The sequence below is a fragment of the Cellulophaga tyrosinoxydans genome (assembly GCF_900176415.1).
In the GTDB taxonomy this organism is placed as follows: Bacteria; Bacteroidota; Bacteroidia; order Flavobacteriales; family Flavobacteriaceae; genus Cellulophaga; species Cellulophaga tyrosinoxydans.
The window spans coordinates 226,646-251,504 of the sequence record NZ_FWXO01000003.1 but is presented as its reverse complement, the minus strand read 5'-3'; the positions used below and the strand labels follow the sequence as shown (position 1 = coordinate 251,504).

General features: G+C 33.4%; 24 protein-coding genes. 16 read left to right on the top strand and 8 right to left on the bottom strand.

The genetic code is table 11. From position 1 onward, the window contains the following. Positions 1–70: 70 nt before the first annotated feature. Entirely contained in the window at positions 71–892 is an 822-nt protein-coding gene (locus B8963_RS10665) for a hypothetical protein (RefSeq protein WP_084061505.1), read from the bottom strand. 47 nt (positions 893–939) lie between these two features. Then, entirely contained in the window at positions 940–1,656 is a 717-nt protein-coding gene (locus tag B8963_RS10660) for a class I SAM-dependent methyltransferase (RefSeq protein ID WP_084061504.1), read from the bottom strand. A gap of 64 nt (positions 1,657–1,720) precedes the next feature. Between B8963_RS10660 and B8963_RS10655 the strand changes: the two genes are divergently transcribed. From B8963_RS10655 to B8963_RS10645, 3 genes are read left to right on the top strand one after another with little or no spacing between them, the layout of a single operon-like run. Further along, positions 1,721–2,236 (top strand): DUF2059 domain-containing protein, encoded by a 516-nt coding sequence (locus B8963_RS10655; protein WP_084061503.1) that lies wholly within the window; start codon positions 1,721–1,723, stop codon positions 2,234–2,236. Beyond that, entirely contained in the window at positions 2,236–2,727 is a 492-nt protein-coding gene (locus B8963_RS10650) for a YkgJ family cysteine cluster protein (RefSeq protein ID WP_084061502.1), read from the top strand. Before B8963_RS10655 ends, B8963_RS10650 begins: the two co-directional genes overlap by 1 nt. A 47-nt stretch (positions 2,728–2,774) precedes the next feature. Further along, complete coding sequence (locus B8963_RS10645; protein WP_084061501.1) at positions 2,775–3,551, top strand: sterol desaturase family protein; 777 nt, start codon at positions 2,775–2,777, stop codon at positions 3,549–3,551. 61 nt (positions 3,552–3,612) lie between these two features. On the opposite strand, the gene B8963_RS10640 is transcribed toward B8963_RS10645, so the two are convergent. Both B8963_RS10640 and B8963_RS10635 read right to left on the bottom strand, forming a co-directional pair. Continuing rightward, positions 3,613–4,125 (bottom strand): GNAT family N-acetyltransferase, encoded by a 513-nt coding sequence (locus B8963_RS10640; protein ID WP_084061500.1) that lies wholly within the window; start codon positions 4,123–4,125, stop codon positions 3,613–3,615. A 42-nt stretch (positions 4,126–4,167) separates the two neighbouring features. Beyond that, positions 4,168–5,412: an exo-beta-N-acetylmuramidase NamZ family protein gene (locus tag B8963_RS10635; protein WP_394334734.1), complete on the bottom strand. Its 1,245-nt coding sequence runs from the start codon at positions 5,410–5,412 to the stop codon at positions 4,168–4,170. 3 nt (positions 5,413–5,415) lie between these two features. Here B8963_RS10635 and B8963_RS10630 point away from each other — a divergent pair, with 3 nt between their 5' ends. The 7 genes from B8963_RS10630 (at position 5,416) to B8963_RS16150 (ending at position 13,699) form a co-directional block, all read left to right on the top strand. Continuing rightward, entirely contained in the window at positions 5,416–6,657 is a 1,242-nt protein-coding gene (locus B8963_RS10630) for an ABC transporter permease (RefSeq protein WP_084061499.1), read from the top strand. 21 nt (positions 6,658–6,678) lie between these two features. After that, positions 6,679–8,055 carry a CotH kinase family protein gene (locus B8963_RS10625; protein ID WP_084061498.1) on the top strand — a complete coding sequence of 459 codons (1,377 nt, stop codon included), beginning with the start codon at positions 6,679–6,681 and terminating at the stop codon, positions 8,053–8,055. Between the two features lie 12 nt (positions 8,056–8,067). Continuing rightward, the gene (locus B8963_RS10620) at positions 8,068–9,360 is read left to right on the top strand and encodes a M20/M25/M40 family metallo-hydrolase (protein WP_084061497.1); all 1,293 of its coding nucleotides are present in this window, start codon (positions 8,068–8,070) and stop codon (positions 9,358–9,360) included. Positions 9,361–9,364: 4 nt separating this feature from the next. After that, entirely contained in the window at positions 9,365–10,144 is a 780-nt protein-coding gene (locus B8963_RS10615) for an aldose 1-epimerase (RefSeq protein WP_084061496.1), read from the top strand. Positions 10,145–10,208: 64 nt separating this feature from the next. Further along, positions 10,209–11,936, top strand: a complete 1,728-nt coding sequence (locus tag B8963_RS10610; protein WP_084061495.1) for a SulP family inorganic anion transporter — start codon at positions 10,209–10,211, stop codon at positions 11,934–11,936. A 66-nt stretch (positions 11,937–12,002) separates the two neighbouring features. Further along, entirely contained in the window at positions 12,003–13,412 is a 1,410-nt protein-coding gene (locus tag B8963_RS10605; RefSeq protein WP_084061494.1) for an MBL fold metallo-hydrolase, read from the top strand. Positions 13,413–13,564: 152 nt separating this feature from the next. Then, positions 13,565–13,699 carry a hypothetical protein gene (locus tag B8963_RS16150; RefSeq protein ID WP_262487890.1) on the top strand — a complete coding sequence of 45 codons (135 nt, stop codon included), beginning with the start codon at positions 13,565–13,567 and terminating at the stop codon, positions 13,697–13,699. Positions 13,700–13,704: 5 nt separating this feature from the next. Here the strand turns inward: B8963_RS16150 and B8963_RS10600 are convergent, their stop codons facing one another. Beyond that, the gene (locus tag B8963_RS10600) at positions 13,705–15,075 is read right to left on the bottom strand and encodes an exonuclease domain-containing protein (RefSeq protein WP_084061493.1); all 1,371 of its coding nucleotides are present in this window, start codon (positions 15,073–15,075) and stop codon (positions 13,705–13,707) included. A gap of 423 nt (positions 15,076–15,498) precedes the next feature. Between B8963_RS10600 and B8963_RS10595 the strand changes: the two genes are divergently transcribed. The 4 genes from B8963_RS10595 to B8963_RS10580 all read left to right on the top strand — a co-directional run bounded on the left by B8963_RS10595 (position 15,499) and on the right by B8963_RS10580 (position 18,132). Further along, positions 15,499–15,816, top strand: a complete 318-nt coding sequence (locus tag B8963_RS10595) for a hypothetical protein (RefSeq protein WP_084061492.1) — start codon at positions 15,499–15,501, stop codon at positions 15,814–15,816. Positions 15,817–15,874: 58 nt separating this feature from the next. After that, the gene (locus B8963_RS10590) at positions 15,875–17,170 is read left to right on the top strand and encodes a hypothetical protein (protein WP_084061491.1); all 1,296 of its coding nucleotides are present in this window, start codon (positions 15,875–15,877) and stop codon (positions 17,168–17,170) included. 9 nt (positions 17,171–17,179) lie between these two features. Then, on the top strand, positions 17,180–17,626 hold the full coding sequence (locus B8963_RS10585) for a GNAT family N-acetyltransferase (RefSeq protein ID WP_084061490.1): 447 nt from the start codon (positions 17,180–17,182) through the stop codon (positions 17,624–17,626). A gap of 86 nt (positions 17,627–17,712) precedes the next feature. Continuing rightward, positions 17,713–18,132 carry a response regulator gene (locus B8963_RS10580; protein WP_084061489.1) on the top strand — a complete coding sequence of 140 codons (420 nt, stop codon included), beginning with the start codon at positions 17,713–17,715 and terminating at the stop codon, positions 18,130–18,132. Between the two features lie 78 nt (positions 18,133–18,210). Here B8963_RS10580 and B8963_RS10575 read toward each other — a convergent pair whose 3' ends face one another. The 3 genes from B8963_RS10575 to B8963_RS10565 form a co-directional block, all read right to left on the bottom strand. Further along, positions 18,211–19,431, bottom strand: coding sequence for a DegT/DnrJ/EryC1/StrS family aminotransferase (locus B8963_RS10575; RefSeq protein ID WP_084061488.1), 1,221 nt, complete (start codon positions 19,429–19,431; stop codon positions 18,211–18,213). A 148-nt stretch (positions 19,432–19,579) separates the two neighbouring features. Continuing rightward, the gene (locus B8963_RS10570; RefSeq protein WP_084061487.1) at positions 19,580–20,926 is read right to left on the bottom strand and encodes an exopolysaccharide biosynthesis polyprenyl glycosylphosphotransferase; all 1,347 of its coding nucleotides are present in this window, start codon (positions 20,924–20,926) and stop codon (positions 19,580–19,582) included. 46 nt (positions 20,927–20,972) lie between these two features. Then, positions 20,973–21,728, bottom strand: a complete 756-nt coding sequence (locus B8963_RS10565) for a WecB/TagA/CpsF family glycosyltransferase (protein WP_084061486.1) — start codon at positions 21,726–21,728, stop codon at positions 20,973–20,975. Positions 21,729–22,207: 479 nt separating this feature from the next. Between B8963_RS10565 and gmd the strand changes: the two genes are divergently transcribed. Together gmd and B8963_RS10550 are read left to right on the top strand one after the other, a co-directional pair. Further along, a complete protein-coding gene (gene gmd / locus B8963_RS10560; protein ID WP_084061485.1) occupies positions 22,208–23,326 on the top strand; it encodes a GDP-mannose 4,6-dehydratase in 1,119 nt (372 codons plus the stop codon). Between the two features lie 577 nt (positions 23,327–23,903). Continuing rightward, positions 23,904–24,854, top strand: a complete 951-nt coding sequence (locus B8963_RS10550) for a GDP-L-fucose synthase family protein (protein WP_084061673.1) — start codon at positions 23,904–23,906, stop codon at positions 24,852–24,854. The last annotated feature ends 5 nt before the right edge of the window (positions 24,855–24,859 follow it).

Sequence of the window (24,859 nt, the reverse complement as noted above, 5' to 3'; positions counted from 1 at the left end):
ACCATCAACCATCAACCATCAACCATCAACCATCAACCATCAACCATCAACCATCAACCATCAACCAATTTTATCTACCACCATTGGCTTTTAAATCTAACAAGCACTCGGTATCCAAATCAGGAACTTGTCCGTTTTTAGCGGTTAACATTTTTCCCATGGCACTGGCGAATTCTAATTCCGCACGCATTAGGCAGTTATCTTGATTGCAATGCTGGCTAGGAACAATTTCTGTTGTTCCATCATCATTAGTAATTTCCATTTCACCTTCATGCGGATTAACCATATCCGATCCAATGTTTACGAGGCCAAAAAGATGACCAAATTCGTGATTTAAGGTTGCGGTTTCAACTGTACCCGTGGAAATTAAAATACTCTTCCCTGCTAATTCACGCACGGTTGATTCAAATATTACCATTGATGTGTTTCTGAATGCTGCACCTAGCGTTACTAAATCTGCTTCAGGTTCATCACCATCAGAAGGAGCATCAGCAAAATATATATAAATAGCCAAAGTGCTACCAGAGTTATACGCTGTTCTGTTTTCCTGAACTATTTTATCAATTTCAGAAATAGTAAGACTTTCTTTCTCTGGTGAGTCAAGTTCTTGATATTGAATTTCTATGTTTTCTTTGAAAGTGCGCTCTTTTAAAAATTCTATTAAATCAGCTATGGCAGTTGTGGTGGGCTTAAACCCTTGTACATAACCAATTTCTAATATTAATTTATCATACTTAGTATTAGATAGAATATCACCTGCCGAATCACCAGTGCCCAAAAGGTTCGTAGATTTATCAATTTTGGTAACTTCTTCCTCTGAACTATTGCTTTTAGAACAGTTTAAGAAAACAAAAACAGACAATAAGGCGAGTATGGGAATGATTTTTTTCATAGAATTTTCTTTACAGCATTAACTAACTTAACGTAGACGGCACATTTCTATTGTAAATTTAAGGTAAGTTTAGCTAAAAAGTCAAAATGTTTGCCTTCTGCCACTAATTCACAATTTAAATGATTTGCAATTGCAGCTCTTTGTAAGGTATTGTAATCTAAATACAACCAATTAAAGGGTTTGCTTTTAGCGTTTTTATATGTCATTTCAAAAGTTACCTCACCATAATATTCAATATCATCAGGTATCCAATATCCGCCATCTTCATCTTCTTCGAACATATATAAAATATCACTTGAATCTAGTAAAATCTGCCCATTTGGCTGTAACAAAGTTTTTAAATGCGTAAAAAAGGTGTTTAGTTGATTAAGTTTTCCGGCTAATCCAATGCCATTCATTAACAATAAAAGTGTATCAAATTTTTCACCTTTAAAATCATAGAGATCAGTAGAAATAGTATTTTTAATGCCTCGAAGTTTACAAACTGTAATAGCGCCTTCAGAAGCATCTAAAGCGGTAACCTTAAAGCCTTTTTCTTGTAAATACAAACTATGACTGCCTGCTCCGCATCCAATATCTAAAACCGATCCTTTACATAATTGTAAGGCCTTTTGCTCTAGTTTGGGCATTGTTTTGTGATTTCTAAACAAATAGGGAATAGGGATTATATCTTCTTCATCTAAAGAAGAAAATGTTTGAATATCCGAAGTATACTTCCCATTTTGAAAGTCTAAAACAGCAGCACCTAAAATATCAGTTTGCATTTAATTTGTAATTTGCAGCAAAATTCAGCTATTTAAATTATAAACAAAAATAAAACACTACCAGATGAACGTATTACAGAAAATTTCAGCGCTATTTTTATTCATAACTATAACCTGTTGTGCGCAAAAAACTACATTTTCAGAAGATGTTGTAAGCTACATTGCAAATAATGGTACCGAAAAACAGTATAATTATGCTTATGATGAATTGTTAAAGATGTTGGAAAATCAGTTTCCTGAAACGGAGGCTAATGCTGAAGGTTGGAAATATATGAATGCCAATAAAGAAAAACATGTTTCTGAAATGATTACACTTTTAGCTCCTGTTTATGAAAAGAATTTTACACATGAAGAAATAAAAAGTATGAATGCCTTTTATTTAACCGATGCTGGTAAACAATTGGTAGCAGATGGGAGCAAACTTTCTGAGGCTCAAAAGCAGGAAGTAAATGAATTTTATGCTTCTGCTACAGGAAAAAAAATCATGGAAAAACAACCCATTTTAGCTGCTGAAATTGGTAAAGTTTCTGAAGGATGGAGTCGTGATTTATACGAAACAGCATTAAGTATGTTAAAGTAATGGAGGAGTTTTTAAACCGACTTCCAAAACTCGCTAAAGAAAAACAGAACGAGAATAAAAAGTTTTTTGCGAAGCTTAAGAAAAAGACACCAAAGAACTTGGATTACCTTATGCAAGAACTGCATGAAGAAGAATTTAAGCGTACCGATTGCTTGGAATGCGCCAATTGTTGTAAAACTACAGGGCCATTATTTACCAATGCTGATGTAGAACGCATTGCTAAACATTTTAAGCAAAAACCACAGCAGTTTATTGATCAGTATTTGCGGATTGATGAAGAGAACGATTATGTACTAAAACAAGTGCCATGCACATTTTTAGGAGCAGATAATTACTGTTCTATTTATGATGTTCGCCCAAAGGCCTGCCGAGAATTTCCGCATACAGACCGCAAAAAGTTTCAACAGATAAGTAATCTAACAATTAAAAATGTGGCGATTTGCCCAGCAGCTTTTAATATAGTTGAAGAAATGAAAAGGCGTATTGGTTAGTAGTATTAGAAGCCAAAGTATCGATGAAATTTTCTATATTTAGGTTTATGGAAGCACTTATAAATTATTTTGAATCAATACCTTCTGCCCATAGATCTTTAATACTGGTTGGTGGAATCACATTTTTTTGGCTATTAGAAGGCGCTATTCCTTTAGTGAGGTTCAACTATAAAAAGTGGAAGCATGCCCTACCAAATTTATTTTTTACATTGACCACCATTGTGATAAATTTTGCCTTAGCTTTTTTATTATTAAAAAGCAGTGATTGGACCGTTGAAGCCAATTTCGGAATTATCAATTGGATACCATTGCCATTCTGGGCGTATGTGTTGGTTGGTTTATTGTTAATGGATTTCTTTGGCGCCTATCTTGCACATTTTACAGAGCATAAGGTAAAACCTTTATGGATGGTGCATTTAGTACATCATACAGATCATCATGTAGATACTACAACAGCAAATAGGCATCACCCTATAGAAAGTGTTATTAGGTTTGTGTTTACCTTGTTTGGTGTGATTATAGTTGGTGCGCCGATAGGTATTGTTATGTTGTACCAATCATTATCATTAGTAGCAACCCAATTTACACATGCCAACATAAAACTACCCAGAAAAGTTGACGATATACTAAGTTGGGTACTGGTGTCACCAGATATGCATAAGGTACATCATCATTATGTGTTGCCTTACACAGACTCTAACTATGGTAATATCTTCTCGATTTGGGATCGGTTATTTGGTACGTTTATGAAATACGATCGCGATGACATAGTTTATGGTGTGGACACTTTCCCAGACGAAATAGAAAATGGTAACATTGGTTAACTTTTAAAACAACCTTTCCATAAGTATCGAAAACCAACAACGGCTAAGGAATAACCGTTACTTAATATTCTAAAAATAGTACATGGTTGGGATTGGTGTGGTTTTCCGATATTTTAAAATCATAAGAACCAACATTTTTAAATCCGCATTTGGTATAAAAACGGATTGCTTTTTGGTTTTCAACCCAAACGTTTAACCAAATTCCTAATTGACCATGGCTTTTGGATACGTCAACATTAAAATCGAATAATTTGGCTCCCAAATTCTGACCGTAAAAGTTTTTTAAAAGGTAAAACCGTTCTAATTTGGTGATGTTTTTCGAGTCAATATTTTCGTTGGCTTGATTCAAAACAATCTTGGAATATCCAGCTATTTGATTGTCAAAATAAATAAGATGATACAAGTTGATTGGATTTTTCAACTCCGCAGCTATAGCTGAAGTAGTATAAGTTTTGGCTATATAGGCATCAATATCTACTTTACTGGCGCTATGTCCGTGTGCTTGTAAAAAAGATTCTTTCCCAATTTTTGATATAAGCTCTGCGTGTTCAATCCTTGCTTTAATAATTGTCATCAAAAAGATTTTGTAAAAGTGACTCTAAAAAGAAAAAATGGTTTATTTATATATCAAATACTTACTTCTAATCATCTTGAATTTTTCTAAATCGGGCTTCCAGGTTTTACTTATTTCTTCGGCGGTCATTCCTGCTTCAATTTGCATTTGTAATTTCTCTGTTCCTGCATGTTTGGTAAATCCACTGGTAATGAAAAACAAACTTTTATCCTTGGTGCTATTGTATGCGTCAATAATCCATTTTAAATCAACTGCATTTAAAGCTGAGGTATCTTCTTTGGTTAAATCTAAACCATAACATAGTTTGCCATTATGTTTTGGCGATTGAGAACCAAAATTTGGCACTGGAGTATAAGTAAATGTATAGTTATTTTTATCTAAAAATGGTGCGCCAAGTCTTTGAAATTGAAATTCTGTTCCACGACCAGCATTTATGTTAGTCCCCTCTAAAAGTCCTAAACTTGGGTATAATTTTATAGCTAAATCATTGGGTAAATTTGGCGAAGGTCTTATGGGTAAACTATAAAAACTATCATGTGTATAGTGGTCTATTGGAATAACAGTAAGATTTGCTTTCTTGCCGTCTTCTAACCATCCTTCTTCATTAATCATTTTGGCATACTCACCAATAGTCATTCCGTATACCAAGGGAATTTTTGTCATTCCTAAGAACCCAGTATGCTCGGCTTCCATTGTTGGTCCGTCTACATAATGCGCATTCGGGTTTGGTCGGTCTAAAACCACTACAGGAATAGCATTCTCAGCGCAAACCTCCATTACTAGTTGTAAGGTGGCAATATAAGTGTAGAAACGCACACCAACATCTTGAATATCAAACAAAACCAAATCTATTCCAGCAAGTTGTTCTTTCGTTGGTTTTCGGTTTTTGCCGTATAAGGAAATAAGTGGTAAACCTGATTTCTGATCTATACCATTTTTAACATGTTCTCCAGCATCTACATCTCCTCTAAAACCATGCTCAGGTGCAAATACGTGTTTTATGGAAATTCCCAAGCTTAAAAGAGAATCTACTAGGTGTGTTGGTGTTTTTTTAGTGAAAATAACACTTGTTTGATTTGCAACTACGGCTATTTTTTTGCCTTTCAAAAGGGGCAAGTAAGTTGCCGTTTTGTTAGCTGCAACCACAATAGGAGTGTCGATTACCTGTGCTACTTTTATTTTTAAAGATTCTTGGGTGTCAATTGTAGACTTCTTTGCCTTTCCGCATGAAGAAAACATCAAAACCAATAATAAAAATGTATTTTTGAGACAAGGAAAAAGCATCATAAATTGAATTTAGAATATTTTATAGCAAAACGACTTTCGGTTGGTAAAGGCCATAAAAATAGTATTTCGGCCCCAATAATAAAAATAGCGATAGCGGCTATTACAATAAGTATTGTAATGATGCTAATTGCCATTGCAACCGGCGATGGTTTAAAAATGAAAATCAGAGAAAAAGTAGCCGCGTTTAACGGGCATATACAGATTAGTAATTTTGATAATAATAACTCAGATGTCTCGGTTGTACCCGTTTCGCTAGAACAAGATTTTTATCCGGAATTTAAAAATATTGAGGGAATTAACCATATTCAAGCGGTTGCCAGTAAAGGGGGAATCGTTAGAACAGATGATACGGTAGAGGGTATTTTAGCCAAAGGCGTTGGCAAAGATTACCATTGGGATGTTTTTAAAGAGTATTTGGTAGAAGGGAAGCTTCCGGATTATAGTGGCGAACGTACCGATGATGTATTAGTTTCTAGATTATTGGCAAACCGACTTAAATTAAAGTTAGGAGATACCTTCTTGTCTGTTTTTCTTCGAGATAATGATCCTTCAAAAGTGCCGAATCAACAAAAATCCAAAATTGTTGGTATTTACGACAGTGGTTTTGAAGAGTTTGATGCTACATATGTTTTTATGGATATTCGCCATATTCAACGTATGAACAAATGGGACGAAAATCAGATAGGAGATTTTGAAGTTTTTTTAAAGGATTTTGATGATATAGATGAAAAAAGCAAAGAAATTTATGGGCAAACCCTTTCTACGCTCGATACCAAAACTATAAAAGATAAATACGGGCATATTTTTCAATGGATAGATTTGTTTGACTTTAACACGGCTTTGATTATTGGAATTATGATAATTGTTGGTGGTATCAATATGATTACAGCATTATTGGTGCTTATTTTAGAGCGTACACCAATGATAGGCGTATTAAAGGCCTTAGGTTCTGCCAATTGGAGCATTCGTAAAATATTTTTGTACAATGCGGCCTATTTAATAAGTATAGGTATGTTTTTGGGTAATGTAATTGGTTTAGGTATTATTTGGGCACAAGATAAATACCGGATGTTTAAATTTCCCAATCCTAAAGAGTATTATATAGAATACATTCCAGTACACATAGATTTAACTTCTATAGTATTATTAAATATAGGTGTCATGGTTTTATGCTTATTAATGCTAATTGTACCATCGTATATAATTACTAGAATTACTCCAGTAAAAGCAATAAAGTTTGATTAATATTAAATTAAACAAAACACTATGAAAAAAATAGTTTCCATTACCTTTTTGTTACTGTTAACATTAGGGTTCGTCGCCTGTTCTAAAGATGATAAAAACACTTCTGAAAATAATAATCCAATTGCAACAGAAGATTTGCTGCCACTATTCAAGGTCAATACAAATGGTAATACTATTGTGGACGAACCAAAAGTAAACGCATTTTTAACAATCGATGTTAAAGGCGTCTTTTCTCAAGAGAGTGCTATTGGTATAGAATTTAGAGGTTCTTCATCATTAGCTTTCCCTAAAAAATCGTATGGTTTCGAAACTCGTGATGCCAATAATGAAGATCTAAATGTCCCTTTATTAAATTATCCAGAAGAAGAAGATTGGATTTTATATGGTCCCTATAGTGATAAATCATTAATCCGTAATAAACTTATTTATGATTTATCCCGAGATATGGGCCGTTATGCTAGTAGAAGTGAGTTTGTAGAACTAGAGATAAATGAAGAGTATCGAGGAGTGTATGTATTTATGGAAAAATTAAAGCGAGGATCCGATCGTATTGATATAAATAAATTAAAAGAAGATGAAAATTCTGGAGAAGATCTTACTGGAGGTTATATTTTAAAAATTGATAAAATATCGGCATCTGATGCATTTGGAGAAAATGGGTATAATAGTCTAAATTCTTTTAAATCGAGCTATACACCGCGAAATGCAACAGCTAGTCAAGAAATTAACTTTCTATATGAATATCCTGATGCTGAAGATATTACATCAGAACAAAAAAGCTATATAAGCACTTATGTTCGCGATTTTGAAAATGCTTTAAACTCAGATCAGTTTCAAGATGAAATTCTAGGGTATCAAGCGTATATTGATGTAGACAGTTTTATAGATTTCTTTATTCTTAATGAACTTTCTAATAATGTAGATGGCTATAGATTGAGCACCTATCTACAGAAAGAAAAAAATGAAAAGCTAAAAATGGGCCCTTTATGGGATTTTAATCTGGCTTTTGGCAATGTAGATTATTGCGAAGGTGCTGCTACAAATGTCTGGGCTTACAAATTCAATGAGCGTTGTTCAGGGGATTATTGGTTAATACCATTTTGGTGGGACAGGTTATTAGAAGATCCTGCATTTGTTCAAAAATTGCAAGATCGTTGGGTAGAAGTCCGTAGCACTAGCTTATCTAATAATGCAATTTTAGGTAAAATTTCTGCCTATGAAACAGTGTTAAACAAATCAGGAGCTATTGAAAAGAATTTTCAAAAATGGGATATTCTATCTACTTATGTTTGGCCAAATAATTTTATTGGTAATACCTACAATGCAGAAATAGAATATATTGAGAGCTGGATAACAGCAAGAACTGCCTGGTTAGATCAAGCCATAAATAATTTGTAATTAATTTTCGATATGAAAAAGTTCGTATTCATTTGTTTTTTAATGTTTTTTTCAAGCAATGCATTTTCGCAAAAACTTGGAAAAGTTGAAAAAAAAATCATTGCATCGGTAGAAAAAAATAATGCTGAAGCCAAACAATTTCTAGAAGAGGTTGTAAATATTAATAGTGGCACCTTAAATCTTGAAGGGGTTAAAAAAGTAGGTCTTGTTTTTAAGGATGCTTTTGATGAAATCAATTTCAAAACTAGTTGGATTGATATGCCAATGGAAATGAATAGGGCAGGGCACTTGTTTGCGGAAACAAACGGAAATAAAGGTAAAAAACTACTGTTAATTGGGCATTTAGATACAGTTTTTGAAGAAGATAGTCCTTTTCAGAATTTTGTTATGATTAATGATAGTATTGCTCATGCGCCTGGTGGGAATGACATGAAAGGAGGTAATGTTATTATTTTATATGCGCTGAAAGCATTGCAAGAAAATGGACTGCTAAATAATGCACAAATTATTGTGGCTTTTACAGGTGATGAAGAAAGTACAGGTGATCCATTAGAGATTAGTAGAAAAGATTTAATAGATGCCGCAAAGCGAAGCGATATTGCTTTAGGTTTTGAAACTTCTACAGGATTCAACTACGCAACTGTAGCAAGACGAGGTTCTTCTGGATGGGAAGTAGAAGTAAAAGGGAAGCGAGCACATTCCTCGGGAATTTTTAGTGAAAACGTTGGGGCAGGAGCTATTTTCGAAATGTCCAGAATTCTTAATAGTTTTTACGAGGAGGTAAAAGGTGAAGAAAATCTCACATTCAATCCGGGTATTTTACTTGGAGGTACCTTTATCGATTACGATGTAAAATCAGGCAAAGGCAATGCTTTTGGAAAAACAAATGTGGTGGCACAATCGGCTATTGTTAAAGGAGGATTACGATTTATTTCTGAAGAACAAAAAGAAAATGCAAGAGACAAAATGCGTGAAATTGTTGCAAATAATCTACCACATACCACGGCAACAATAAAATTTGATGATAGTTACCCTGCAATGGAAGCATCCGAAGGAAATTTAGCACTTTTAAAACAATTAAATCAAGTTAGTTTAGATCTAAAACAAGGTAATGTAATGGCGTACGATCCAGGTAAAAGAGGTGCTGCAGATACCTCTTTCGTTGCGGCATATGTAGATGCTTTAGACGGCTTAGGCACCATGGGCACTGGAGCACATACTCCAGAAGAGACTGTGAATTTAAATACCATTGAAGCCTTAACAAAAAGAACTGCTATTTTAATTTACAGACTAATTAATCAGTAATGCTATGATAAATTTATTTTTCGAGAAACAATCAGCGCGTATAGAAGCGGGAGAATTAGTGAGTTATAAAGTGAATGATCATGAGTATATTCATCAAAAAGGTAACCCAGGTTGGCGAAATTCTGATACTGAAATGTTTCCTATAATAGGGCCAACAGCAGAGGCTAATTTTAGGGTTAAAACGCCAAAAGGTATGGCGGTTCAAGACCAACATGGCTTGCTTCGAGAAATGGAATATACCTTGGTTTCTTCAACTACTAATTCGGTTGTTTTTAAAAAGGAATATAAAGCTGGAACAGCAATAAAAAATTCAAAATTCCCTGCAAAATCTTCTCAAGAATTCTTGCAATGGCCCTACGATTTTGAGTTTAATAAAACTTTTAAATTATCAAGTGATGGTTTAGAGGTGAATTTTGTAATTAAAGGGGAGCAAGAAATGCCTTTTATGTTAGGCTATCACCCTGCGTTTAATTTGGTGACCGAAAAACCTGTCATTATAACTAGGGATAAAAAAATAACGCTTGATGAAGTTTTGGCTGTTGGTAGCAGAGCCTACGAGGTAGAAAATTGCAACAAAATACAACTGAAAGATAAAAATACAATTGCCATTAAAACTGAAGGGTTTGGAAGTTTTATGCTTTGGACCGAAGTTAAAAATATGATTTGTATTGAGCCAATAACATTCTATCCATATGCTGTGGCACAAGAAAAATTGCACGAAGGCTTTACAAGATTAAAAAACGAAAAAGCGGTGTTTAAAATGTTTATCTCCATTGGTAAATAACCGATACATTTCTTTGGTAACACAAGTTACTTTAAAGAAAATATAATTACTATAACTTTGACGGATGCAAAAATTCATTCCGATATTGCAATGGTTGCCTAACTATAAAAAGGGCAATTTTCTTAAAGACCTCATAGCAGGACTAACCGTAGGCATCATTTTAGTTCCTCAGGGGATGGCTTATGCCATGATTGCGGGTTTGCCTCCAGTTTATGGTCTTTACGCTGCGCTAATTCCGGTTTTAATGTATATGGTTTTAGGTACATCTAAACATGTATCTGTGGGTCCGGTTGCCATGGATTCTCTTTTGGTAGCCGCTGGTTTGGGAGCTTTAAGTATCGTGGGTGTCGAAAACTATATTGCAATAGCTATACTTCTAGGATTTATGGTGGGTACCATACAACTGCTATTGGGTGTATTGAAAATGGGTTTTTTAGTTAATTTTTTATCCAAACCAGTAATTAGCGGTTTTACATCTGCGGCGGCATTAGTTATTATTTTTAGTCAATTAAAGCATTTAATTGGGGCACCAGTTGCAGATAGTAATAAGTTTTTAAAAATGGTGCTTAACGTATTTCAAAAGTTAGGAGAAACCAATTTTTACGATTTAGCCATTGGATTATCAGGGATTGCAATAATTCTTATCTTTAAGAAAATAGACAAACGCATTCCTGCTATTTTAGTAGTTGTAGTGCTCAGTATTTTAGCAGTATTTTTTTTGAAATTAGAAAATCATGGAGTGCATATTGTGGGGACAATTCCAACAGGTTTGCCAAGTTTTGAAATGCCCATTTTTAATTTTGATGTGGTTTATGATTTGTGGCCTATTGCCTTAACCTTGGCTTTGGTAGGGTATTTAGAAACAATATCTATAGGTAAAGCGCTGGAAGAAAAGTTAGACGAAGATACCATAGAACCAAACCAAGAATTAATTGCATTGGGAGTTTCTAATATTATAGGTTCCTTTTTTCAATCGTATTCCTCTACGGCTAGTTTTTCAAGGTCAGCAATTAATGGTGATGCGGGAGCAAAAACCAATTTATCAGCTCTTTTTAGTGTGCTACTCGTTGTAGGAACCTTATTATTTTTAACACCAGTGTTTTACTATTTGCCGAAAGCAGCTTTAGCAAGTATCATCATGGTTTCCGTTATTGGTCTTATCGATTTGAACACTGCTAGGCAATTATGGACAAAGCGTAAGGATGAATTTGTAATTTTATTAATTACTTTTTTTATCACCTTATTTATAGGTATTCCTCAAGGTATTTTAATAGGGGTATTAAGTTCACTTTTATTGATGGTTTACCGAACTTCTAATCCCCATTTTGCAGTTTTAGGAAATATCACAGGTACCGATTATTATAAAAATGTGTTGCGTTTTGCTGATGAAATAATAGATAGAGAAGATTTATTAATTGTTAGGTTTGATGCGCAATTATACTTTGGCAACGAAGCATTTTTTAAAAATCAATTATTGAAAGAAGTCGATAAAAAGGGCCCTAAGCTTAAGGGTGTAATATTGAATGCGGAGGCAATTAATTATATAGATTCGTCAGGCGCACAAACACTTACAAAAGTTATAAAAGAAATTCATAACAGGAATATATTATTCTACATTGCTGGAGCTATTGGACCCACACGAGATATTATTTTTAATAGCGGTATTATTAATGAATTGCATAAAGAGTTTTTATTTGTAAAAATAAAAGAAGCTGTTGCTTGTTTTGATGATCCAAGTTCTGTAACCAGTTTAAAAGATAAAATAGCGCATCAAAACCAGTTTAAAGTGTAACATTAGTTACTGACTTAAGGGTAGAAATGATGTATTTTTGTATAGATATTTTAAAGAAGAAGCATTATGAAAATAGAACAAATATATACAGGTTGTTTAGCGCAAGGCGCTTATTATATAGAAAGTAATGGCGAAGTTGCTATTATAGATCCATTAAGAGAAGTAGCTCCTTACATAAAAAGAGCTGACAATGATAAGGCAAAAATAAAGTACATTTTTGAGACACATTTTCATGCCGATTTTGTGAGTGGTCATGTTACTTTAGCCAAAGAAACAGGTGCGCCAATTATTTATGGACCTAATGCCAACCCGTCATTTGACGCAATAATAGCAAAAGACGGACAAGAATTTAAGTTAGGTGAAGTAACCATAAAAGTGTTGCATACTCCAGGGCATACTATGGAAAGTTCTACTTTTTTATTAAAGGATAAAAATGGAAAAGACTATGCTATATTTTCTGGTGATACGTTGTTTTTAGGAGATGTAGGTCGCCCAGATTTAGCTCAAAAAGCAGCGCATATGACTCAAGATCAATTGGCTGGACTACTTTTTGATAGTTTAAGAACTAAAATTATGCCTTTGGCTGATGATGTTATTGTTTATCCAGCACATGGTGCAGGTTCCGCTTGTGGAAAGAATATGATGAAAGAAACGGTGGATACTTTAGGGAACCAGAAAAAGATGAATTATGCGCTACGTGCGGATATGACCAAAGAAGAATTTGTTAAAGAAGTTACCGACGGGCTTTTACCACCACCAAAATACTTTCCTTTAAATGTAAAAATGAATAAGGAAGGATATGAAGATTTTGATGAGGTTTTGGAGCGTGGCGCAACAGCCTTATCGCCAGATGCTTTTGAAACGGCAGCTAATGAAACTGGTGCTATCGTATTAGATGTGCGCAATCAAAACGAATTTGTAAAAGGACACATTCCACGTTCTATATTTATTGGCTTAAATGGCGATTTTGCACCATGGGTTGGTGCCTTAATTGCAGATGTTGAGCAGCCATTGTTATTGGTAACTCCAGAAGGTAAAGAAGAAGAAGCTATTACACGATTATCTCGTGTTGGTTTTGACGGCACTATAGGATTTTTAAAAGGAGGTTTTGACGCATGGAAAAAAGCAGCGAAGGAATATGATACCATAACATCGTTGTCTGCTGAGGAAGTAACAGAAGCCTTAAAAACCAAGAAATTACCAATCTTTGATGTGCGTAAAGAAACAGAATATCAATCGGAACATGTAAAAGATGCTGAAAACACACCTTTGAGTAGTCTTAATGATTATTTAGCTGAATTTCCTGAAAAAGGAGAATTTTATGTGCATTGTGCCGGCGGTTACAGATCTGTCATTGCAGCATCAATATTAAAAAGCAGAGGTATTCATAATTTAATAGACGTTGCAGGAGGTTTCGCAGCCTTAAAATCTGCAGGAGCAAATGTTACGGACTATGTGTGTCCTACCACATTATAAAATCAAATTTTAGAGCATACTAAAAACCATCAGTATTTTACTGATGGTTTTTTTGTATAACCTGATTTTTATCATTTTTAGTAAATTTCAACCACACTATTTTAGCCTAAAATATGCAGGTAGCATATCAATTTAAAAAAACATATAATTAGATGAAAGAACTTGCAATCTCTTTAGTAAACTGGAATAATGGTATTATTATGATTGGGATATTTGCTGCAGTTGTAGTGGCATTAGTTTTAATTATTATCGCATTTATCAATAGCGAAAAGAAGAAAGAATCTTAATAAGATTACGCTTTAAAAGTATACACTTTAGTGCCATTTTTCGATACATAACTCGCAATTAAACGCTCCGTTTCAAAAGTGTTTTTTTGTCGTTTTACAAAAGGGAGTATATCGTCTAAATGCTGCAAAGAAACATCGTTTTCAATAAACCCATAGCCAATGTAGCTGCTTTCCTGTATAACAATTACGGCAGATTCATCATGACTTCTACCTTTTTCTTTAATAATGTAGTTTTCATTTTTGAGTAGCATGGCATTAATGGCTTTTTTGACCTTGTCATTGTAAATTTCAATGGGTTCTTCACCTCTGCAAATGCCTTCGCATGCTAAAATATCGTAGTGCGAACACTGACTAACGTTTTCTTGTAAATGACAAAATTTAGGGCATAGCTTAAATTCCTTACATAGCTCTTGCAAAAATATTCGACTGTCTGTTTTAGAGTATAAAGTATAGAATGCATTAGGCGCCATTTTCAAGGTGTTCCAGGCAAGATGTATGATACCATTTCTATCCTCGTAACTAAAAATGCCAAAAGCCTCCACTTTTCTTTTTTGCGACCTGTTAAATTCTGGATAATGATGTTTTATAGCATCAGATTCCATTAATAATGCTACAATTTCGCTTCCTGAAAGCTCAAAATCTATCGCGGTAGTTTCTTGGCACATTTGAATCTCCTTAGTTGATTTATCATAAAAATGACTAAGCACACGTTTTTTAAGATCAATAGCCTTCCCTACATAGATAATTTTTCCTTTAGCATTTTTAAAATAGTAAACTCCAGGTTTGTTTGGGAGTTTTTCAAAATCGGACTTTGGTAATCCTGGTGGTAATGTGGTTATTTGGGAGCGAGCATTTAAAAACGTTTTAAATACTGTTGCAGCACCTTCAGTATGGAGTAGTTTTTGAAAAAGTAAGGTGGTGGCATGTGCATCACCTCTGGCTCTATGCCGGTCTGTTAGCGGAATGTTTAGAGCAGTGCATAGTTTTCCTAAACTGTAACTATTATAGCCGGGTATTAGTTTTCGAGAAAGTCGAACCGTACAAAGCTTTTTTCTATTAAAATCTATTCCTACAGTATTGAACTCGTGTTTTACAATGTTATAGTCAAAGCTAACGTTATGAGCCACAAAAATGGTTCCCTCCGTTATTTTTAAAATAGCATCTGTAATTTCATAAAATTTAGGAGCATTCCGAACCATAGCATTGTCAATGCCAGTTAAGCTTGTAATAAAATAAGGAATTTCAGCTTCTGGATTAACGAGTGTTGTGAACTCATCTACAATATCATTTCCATCGAACTTAAAAATAGAAATTTCCGTTATTTTGTTCCCTTTAATACCGTTTCCAGTGGTTTCTATGTCGATAATTGTATACAAATAGCGCTAAATTTTAGTCAAAGTTACTATAAATTTTTAGCTCCTATTTTCTTTAAAATATTTTTAAAAGATATTGATTTTTTTACGTCATTTGTTGCTTAAATTTTTGTGTTCAAGCCTTTGCGATGAGCACGATGACAACACTATTAAAATTCGGGTTTTTGAAGATTTCGAAATCAATTTCAAAAGCATTCCATGGTGTGGAAAACCGAAAAGAGGAACAGATTTCAATACTATTTTATTCCTATTCGTCCATTCTGTTTGAAAGCAGAAAAAAGGACTCTGTATTAGTTTTATCTCCACTTAAATCTATTGAATAGCTAAACATAGCCTAATCTATACGGTGCATTTTTCGTACTAGGTACGACGCGCATAATATCTAAGTCTTTGTTAATATATAAATAATATAAATTTTTTTACACCATGATAAAATCAATTGCGATTTCAATTTTCTTTTTAATGACTTCTTTTGTGAGCTCTATTCAAGATCAAACTGTTGTTACTATAGTTTACGAAGGATTAGATGACGGAGTGTATTATTTTTCATCTGAGGAGGATTTTAGTACCTATGCTTTTAAAAATATTGACGAAAAAGCAAGTCAGAAATATAATTTAGCTGATAGAAAACTAATTGGTAGTACCTTTAAGGTAACTTATGAGTCTGAAGAATTGCTAAATGAGGATAATGAACCTTATGAAGTACTTACATTAATTGACTTAACAAAAATCGAGAAGAAATAATTAAAACAATTAAGGCGCATTTTTTTCAACTTGCGCCTTTTTTTTAAGCCAAATTACATTGAATAAAAAAGTAGAAAAAAGCAGAAAATTTCTTTTTATATCGCGTTGGGGTGAATCCTTAGATATTGCCTTGGCAACCTTAGAAGAGGGTAATGAGGTTAAACTGTATATTGAAGATAAAGCCTCAAAGGAAATAGGGTATGGCTTTGTTAAAAAGGTTCAAGATTGGAAAAAGCACGTAGATTGGGCAGATGTATTAATTTTTGATTATACAGGCAATGGTAAAATTTGTCAAGAATTACGAGCGCAAGGCAAATTGGTTTTTGGAGGCACAGAATATACCGATGCATTAGAGCTAGATCGCAATTTTGGTCAAGCCGAATTAAAAAGGCATAAGATAAATATTTTACCTTTCAAAGAATTTGCCACCTTCAAAGAGGCCATAAAATACGTAGAGAATAACCCAAATGCTTATGTAATAAAACCATCGGGCGAAACACAAGAATTAAAACAACTTTTGTTTGTTGGTAGTGATGATACGGGCCAGGATGTTATACGTGTTTTAAAGGCTTACGAAAAATCTTGGGGCGACGATTTTGGTACGTTCCAATTACAACGTAAAGTAAAGGGTGTTGAAATTTCTGTATCTGCTTTTTTTAATGGATCACAATTTCTGACTCCAATAAATATCACTTTTGAGCATAAAAAACTATTTCCAAAAGAACTAGGAGTTTCTACAGGCGAAATGGGCAGTAGTATGTTTTGGGTGAAAGATTCCCCAATTTTTGATAGAACTTTAAAGAAATTTGAGCCCATATTAGCAAAGAATAAGTTTTACGGGCATATAGATATCAACTGTATCGTAAATGGTAATGGTATTTATCCTTTAGAATTTACATCACGATTTGGTTTTCCTCAAATTTTTATTCAAAGAGCTGGGATTACCGAGCCTATAGGAGAGCTATTATATAAAGTGGCTTCAGGTCGTAATTTTGGAATTAACGTTAAAAAGGGATTTCAAGTAGGGGCATTTGTAGTAGTGCCACCTTTTCCTTATGATGATAAAAAAACATTTGAACTATTCTCTAAAGACGCGGTTGTAATTCTGAAAAAAGATAGTTTAGAAGGCATACACCCAATGCATTTAAAAAATGTAAATGATCAATGGTTAATTACGGGTAATACTGGGATAGCACTTTTAGTAACAGGCACTGGATTAACTATGAAAGATGCTCAAAAAATGATGTACAACCGTATTAATAATGTAATCATTAATAACTGTTATTATCGTACAGATATAGGAGACCGTTGGTTCGAGGATTCTGATAAGCTATGGTCTTGGGGACTTTTATAAATTAGTATTATGGCAGTAACCTTTGCAAAACATACCGATAATCCGTTAGCCTTTTTTAAAATACTTCCCTTAGATTGGATAGAAGCTTTAGATCTGGTTTGGGAAAATGCAAAAAGTTCTTCGGAAATCTATGTGATTAAAGAGGATGGCGATATTATTACCGGAGGGATTTTATTTAAACAGTACACCCAAGATATGGCATTGTTTAAAAAAGAAGCAGAGGAGCTTTTAGCAGTACATAGTTATTATATCGGGTATTTATGGGTGAATGAAACCCATAGAGGTAGAGATTTAGGCACCCTATGGTTAGATTCAGTTAAAAGTAGCTATCCAAAAGCAAAGTTATGGTTGACTATTGAGGAAGAAAATCTTAAAAAGTTTTATCTTAAAAATAATTTTCAAGTAGTTCAAGAAGTGGAAAATGGAGATGTAAAGGAGTGGTTATTGGTATATTAGAGGCAATAATCCAGTAAAATACTGATGCTGTTATTGGGCGATTATAAGAAAATACCTACTTTTGCAGAAAAAATTGTTCACTGATTATGAGTATAGATACCATATGCCTGATTGATGATGATCCTATTTTTGTTTTCGGTACCAAAGTAATTTTAAACAATAACAGTTTATTTTGTTCCTCTATTTTGGTTTTTGAAAATGGACGAGAAGCTTTAGATAGTTTAACGGCACTTTTGAAATCTGAAAATAAAATTCCGGAAGTAATTTTTCTAGATTTAAATATGCCTATAATGGATGGCTGGGAATTTTTAGACGAATTGTGTAAAATCCCAGATATCAACCTTAAAACAAAAGTATATATTTTAAGTTCCTCTATTTCTTCTAGAGATATTGCAAAATCTCAGGAATATAAAATAGTAAAGGATTTTATAAGTAAACCTCTTACCGAAGAAAGATTTAGCGCTTTACTTGAGGAAATAAAAACTCAGGATTCTCAATTGAATTAGCTGCAATAATATATTAAGGGTATTTTTAATAAAGCATGCCATAATACTATAGGTGACTAAAAATTATGGATAATAATTTCAATCATTGTTGATATCTAAAACCTTACGCACACTATCTATAACTACTTGACTTATATAAGCAATTTGTTCATCTGTTAATTGTGGATAGATAGGTAGGGAAATTTCATTTTCGTATTGCGCATAGGCATTAGGATAGTTTTTCATGTCATATCCCATGTTTTTGAAAACACTTAATAAAGGTAAGGGTTGAAAATGTACATTGCTTGCAACATCATGCTCCGCAATTAAGGCAATAATTTTATCTCTCGTATTTTCGTTCGCATTTTTTATGCGTAAGGCATATAAATGGCAGGAAGAAGATTTATCATCGTTTTGATGTTGCGGTAGTAAAGCCCAATCTTCATTTGAAAAATAGGAATTATACTTTTCAAATATTTCAAACCTTCTAATTAAAGTATTGCTACTGTACACTTTTAACTGACCAATACCTATTGCTGCTAATACATCGGGCATGTTAATTTTTAACCCTGGATAAATAATATCGTAGCGCCAAGATCCCGCCTGGCTTTTTGTAAAGGCATCTTTTGTTTGGCCATTTAGAGAATAGCACCTTAAAGTTGCGTACACTTCATCATTACTAAAAGGTTCAGGAAGATTCAAACAAACAGCACCACCTTCAGCAGTTGTAATGTTTTTTACCGCATGTAAGGAAAAAACAGTCACGTCGGTTAAATTCCCGCTCTCTTTGCCTTTATATTTAGCTCCAATGGAATGTGCCGCATCGGCCATAACTAGTATTCTGCCTAATTTTTTTTGTACGTCACTAGTAGCATTAAACAACGCTTTCTTTTGCTGTACTAAATTATTTATTTCGTCGTAATCACATGGCCAACCTGCAATATCTACAGGGATTATTGCTTTAGTTTTAGACGTTATTGCGTTTGCTATGTTTTTTACTGAAATATTAAAGTCGTCATTAATATCTACTAACACAGGCTTAGCCCCTGCGTGCATTACTGCAAGAGCAGTAGCACAATACGTATATGCTGGTATAATTACTTCATCATCTTTTTGAACACCCAACCAGTTTAAAATCAACATAGCTCCAGAAGTCCATGAATTTACACAAAGCACTTTTGGTGCTTTAGCTAAATCGGCAATCATGTTTTCTAATTGATTAACTTTAGGTCCAGTGGTAATCCAACCGGAATCTAATGATTCGTTTACCTCTGCTTTAACTAAGTCATTAATAAAAGGTGGTGAAAAAGCTATTTTCATAAAGTAGGGTCTATTGGAGCAGTAAGGGGGACTATTGCTTTTTTATTTAGTTTGGTTTTTGAAAGGCTAAATTTCATTTTTTTTACTAGTTATACGAAAACTTACTGCGAATGCACTTGAAATTCGATAAAGTGTTTTAAAGGTGAAATCAATATGCTTTTTTTTCACCTCGAATAACATTCAATATGGTATAATAGATTATTAAAATATCTAATCTTGGCGACCATTTTTCTAGATAAAATATATCTAATCGCACGCGGTTAAGGAGGTCAGATTTTTTTTCAATTTCACCTCTATATCCCCTTACTTGGGCTAAACCTGTGATACCTGGTTTTACAAAATGTCGAACAAGATATTTATTTACCAATGCTTCAAATTCTTTGGTATGTAACACCATATGTGGTCTAGGGCCAACTACGCTCATATCCCCCATAAAAACATTGATAAATTGAGGTAGCTCGTCAATATTAGTTTTCCTCATAAATTTACCCAGTTTGGTAACACGCATATCATTTTTCTTAGCCATTTCGGTGTCGGCATTTTTATTGGGAGTCATGGACCTAAACTTTATACATTTAAAGGTTTGCATATTTGCTCCATGTCTTTCTTGTATAAAAAACAAAGGACCTTTAGAATCTATTCTCATGACAATATAAATAATAGGGATTAACCATGAGAGTATAAAAATGATAACTAAGCTAGAAAAAACAACATCAAACATTCTCTTAATAATGTTGGCATATTCCATTTCTAAAGGCGATTCTCTCATGTTTAAAACAGGTACAGATCCATAAAGTTGTAGCGACATAGATCTTGTCCAAATTTCTTTATTATCTGGAATTAACTTTACCTTAATTAAATGGTTATCGGCAAAAGTCATTAATGCCATAAACTCCTTTTTTGAAAACTTTGACGCTATGCAATAGATTTCATCAATTTTATGATCTACAGCAAATTTTAAGGCATCATTAGTTTCGCCTAAATAAGTAGCACTGGTAGAAGGACTATCATCAAAATAACCAATGTATTTATATCCAAGAGTGGGTTGGTCAAAAATAGTTCTTAGTTTTCTAAGATTGAGATCTCTCCCAATAACGATTACTTTTACATACTTCCCGCCTTTGGTTCTATACCTAGTTCTAGCCAAATAAAATAGGTATTTATACAAGATTAATAAAAATGCAAAACCTATAAATAAAATAAGATGATGATAAATAGAATAATTAGTGATTTTACGGATGGCGAACAAACAGAAATAACACAAACCATAAATAATTATTAGTTTTATAAGTTTAGGGAATTTGGTGGTAAATTTTTCAAATTTATTTTGCGCGTAGATATTAAAACTATAGGCGCAAATTAGCCAAGTTAGGTTGTAGTATAAGAGATTAATTGGGTCGGTGTATAATTCGTGAGAAAATAGGTATAACCCAACATTTAAAGTAATTAAATGAATGAAAAACGATAACGGGAGGATAAAAAAAGAATTTTTCATTTTAGTTTCTTAATACTGTAATTGGTTAAAAAATGGGCAACTTTTTCTACTGTTGCGTTTTTTTAACTTTAAAGAGAATTTTAAATTTTTCGTTTACTAAATAATAACCAAATACAAATCCATAATAAATATAGCGTTTCCACATGCGCTTTGGTTCTTTAACCAATCTCCCTAGCCATTCTAATCCTAGATTTCGCCATTTTTCACTTGGTCGTTCCACAGTGCCTGCGTAAAAATCAAAAACTGCTCCTATAGAACATATAATATTGGAATTTATTTTATCATGATTTGCTGCACACCATTTTTCTTGTTTTGGAGCGGTCATTCCAATGAACAAAACGTTAGGTTCAAATTGGTTTACCTGCGCAATCATTTCTAAATTATCACTTGGTGAAAATTCCGGTTTAAAAGGAGGAGAATACGTTCCCACCTTTATATTTGGATATTCTTTTGAAAGTCGATCTTTAATTTTTTCTAAAGTGGTTTCAGAGGCCCCTAAATAAAAACAACTACCACCTTCCACATTAAGTTTTTGTAATAGAAAGGCATGAATATCTGCACCAGCAATTTTTTTTATTTGCTTACCATATAAAAATTTTGATGCCAAGACTACACCTATACCATCAGGCAATAAAATGGTAGAGCTTTTGAGTGCTTTTTTAAAAGCTCCATCCTTTTCCGCTATGCAATATGAGTATTGATTAATGGTATTCACTACAACATGCTCATTAAATGGTATGGTAGTTAAATCATCAGAAAATAGATTATAACCCAAGCACCTAATGTAGTCTGGTTTTTTCATATGGTTAGTTTAGCAATACAAAGCACGAAAATAAATATTAATTAAATAGTATTAATCTGCAAAAGGTAATTATAACTGTTGAATTGTGAAATTTAGTATTGGCAAAGTCGTTATTTTTTATTTAAAAAGCTTCATTTTTAATAGGTGAAAAATAGGTAGCAAAACATACGAGTTTTATTTGCAGCACAATGGGTTGCAATTGTTTTAATTTTAATTGTTTCTTTATTTAGTACCTATGCAAGTAACATCTAAACTGCTTTTATTGTGCTTATATCGATTTTAAAATAATTATCAGCAGCAATACTTGATAAAATTAGATATAAGAGAGTAGTTTTGTAAAAAAAATAAAAATAGCCTAAATTGGTTTTAGGCTTGATTGTTATAAATAACCGAAACAAATTTTTTTCAGGTAATTTGCACAATCTTTTAGTAAATATGAAGTTTTAGAATAGAATTAATTAACTATAAAAATTATAAAATTGAAAAATAAGGTAGCATTTATCACTGGAGTTACAGGTCAAGATGGAGCTTATTTAAGTGAGCTTTTATTAAAAAAAGGATACATCGTTCACGGATTAAAGCGTAGATCATCACTTTTTAATACAGATAGGATAGATCATTTGTATCAAGATCCACATATTGAAAACAGAAACTATGTTTTACATTATGGTGATATGACGGATAGTACCAACCTTATTCGTTTAATACAAGAAATTCAACCAGATGAGATTTATAACCTAGCGGCTATGAGTCATGTACAGGTTTCTTTTGAAGTACCTGAATATACTGCCAATGCAGATGGTATTGGTACCTTACGTATTTTAGATGCTGTACGCTTATTAGGTTTAGAAAAGAAAACAAGAATTTACCAAGCGTCAACTTCAGAATTGTATGGTAAAGTACAAGAGGTGCCGCAATCAGAAACAACTCCTTTCTACCCACGTAGTCCGTATGCCGTTGCAAAAATGTATGCGTATTGGATCACAGTAAATTACAGAGAGGCTTATGGTATGTATGCTTGTAATGGGATACTTTTTAACCATGAATCTCCTATAAGAGGGGAAACTTTCGTAACACGTAAAATTACTAGAGCAGTATCAAGAATAGCCCTTGGTTTACAAGATAAATTCTACTTAGGTAATTTAGATGCTCAAAGAGACTGGGGTCATGCTAAAGATTATGTGCGAATGATGTGGATGATTCTTCAGGCAGAAGAAGCTGAAGATTGGGTAATTGCTACCGGTAAAACTACACCAGTACGTGATTTTGTACGTATGGCATTTAGTGAAGTGGGTGTAGAATTAGAATTTAAAGGCAAAGGCGTTGATGAAAAGGCGTATGTTGCTAAATGTAATAACCCAGAATATCAATTAGAAATTGGTAAAGAAGTTTTATCAGTAGATCCTAAATATTTTAGACCAACTGAAGTAGAGCTTTTAATTGGTGATCCAACAAAAGCAAAAACAAAATTAGGTTGGGAAGCTAAATATGATTTACCAGCATTGGTAAAAGATATGATGCAAGGCGATATTAAGTTAATGAAAAAAGACCAATATCTAAAAGACGGAGGCTTTACAACGTATAATTATTTCGAATAGATTTAATTGCTTCGAGTTAATCAATTTAGAATACTAGGGTAAGATTAATTTGTATCGAGAAGCAGTATGTTTAAAGAAAATAATAGATCAAAGAAGTAACTAAAATGTCACTTCGAGTGAATTATTTTGGAGCAATAGCGGAAGAATAATTTGTATCGAGAAGTTTTGTGTAAAACAAGAGCTCTCGATACAATTTTTTATTAGTAATTGTTTTAATAGACAGCGGTTAGTAAAAAATTAAAGTTGCAACAAAATGTCACTTCTAGTGAATTATTTTGGAACTATTGCGGAAGAATTAGTGGTATCGAGAAGTATTTTGTCGAACAAGGGTTCTCGATACTAATTTTACTCATTTCAATCGTAAAATTCACTCGAACTGACAGGGTGGTTTTATTAAGAATTAAAAGAGTAGAACGTAAAAATTGTGTCAGTTCGAGTGATTTTTGATAAAAAATTGTATCGAGAACAGGTTTATAGCCAAAAAGGTTCTCGATACTAACTGTACTCATTTCAAGCGTAAAATTCTCTTGAAATGACATTAAAGAGTGAAAATAAAAAGAAAACACAACCATTAAAAATGAATAAGAATTCTAAAATTTATATTGCTGGACATAGAGGAATGGTGGGTTCCGCTGTTTGGAGAGCATTAGAAAAAGAAGGGTATACCAATTTAGTAGGTAAAACCAGTAAGGAACTAGATTTAAGAAACCAGAAGGCCGTAAATGACTTTATTGCAGCCGAAAAATTTGATGGCATTATTGATGCCGCTGCTAAAGTGGGTGGTATTTTAGCAAATAATGATTTTCCATATCAGTTTTTAATGGAAAACATGCAAATACAGAATAATTTAATACAGGCTGCCCACGAAAACAATGTTCAAAAATTTGTTTTTCTAGGGAGCTCTTGTATCTATCCAAAATTAGCACCACAACCTTTAAAAGAAGAATACTTACTTACAGCGCCATTAGAACCAACGAATGAATGGTATGCCATTGCAAAAATATCTGGGGTAAAATTATGTCAGGCAATACGTAAGCAGTTCGGAAAAGATTTTGTGAGCTTAATGCCTACCAATTTATACGGCCCATTTGATAATTTTGACTTAAAATCATCGCATGTATTACCGGCCATGTTACGTAAGTTTCATGAAGCTAAAGCCAATGGAAATACACCGGTTACGTTATGGGGTAGTGGTACACCAATGCGCGAATTTTTACATGTAGACGATATGGCACAAGCTGTAGTTTTTGCGGTAAAAAATGTATTACCAGATTACTTGTATAATGTAGGTACGGGTACCGACGTAACCATAAAAGAGTTAGCCGAAACCATACAAAAAACAGTAGGGCATACAGGTGAGATAGTTTGGGACAGCACAAAACCAGATGGCACACCTCGTAAATTAATGGAAAGCGATAAAATGAATAAATTAGGCTGGCATGCCAAATATTCTTTAGAGCAAGGCATAACGGATACCTACGACTGGTTTTTGTCGAACTTGGATAAAATTAAAGAGGTTAAGCTTTAGTGTGT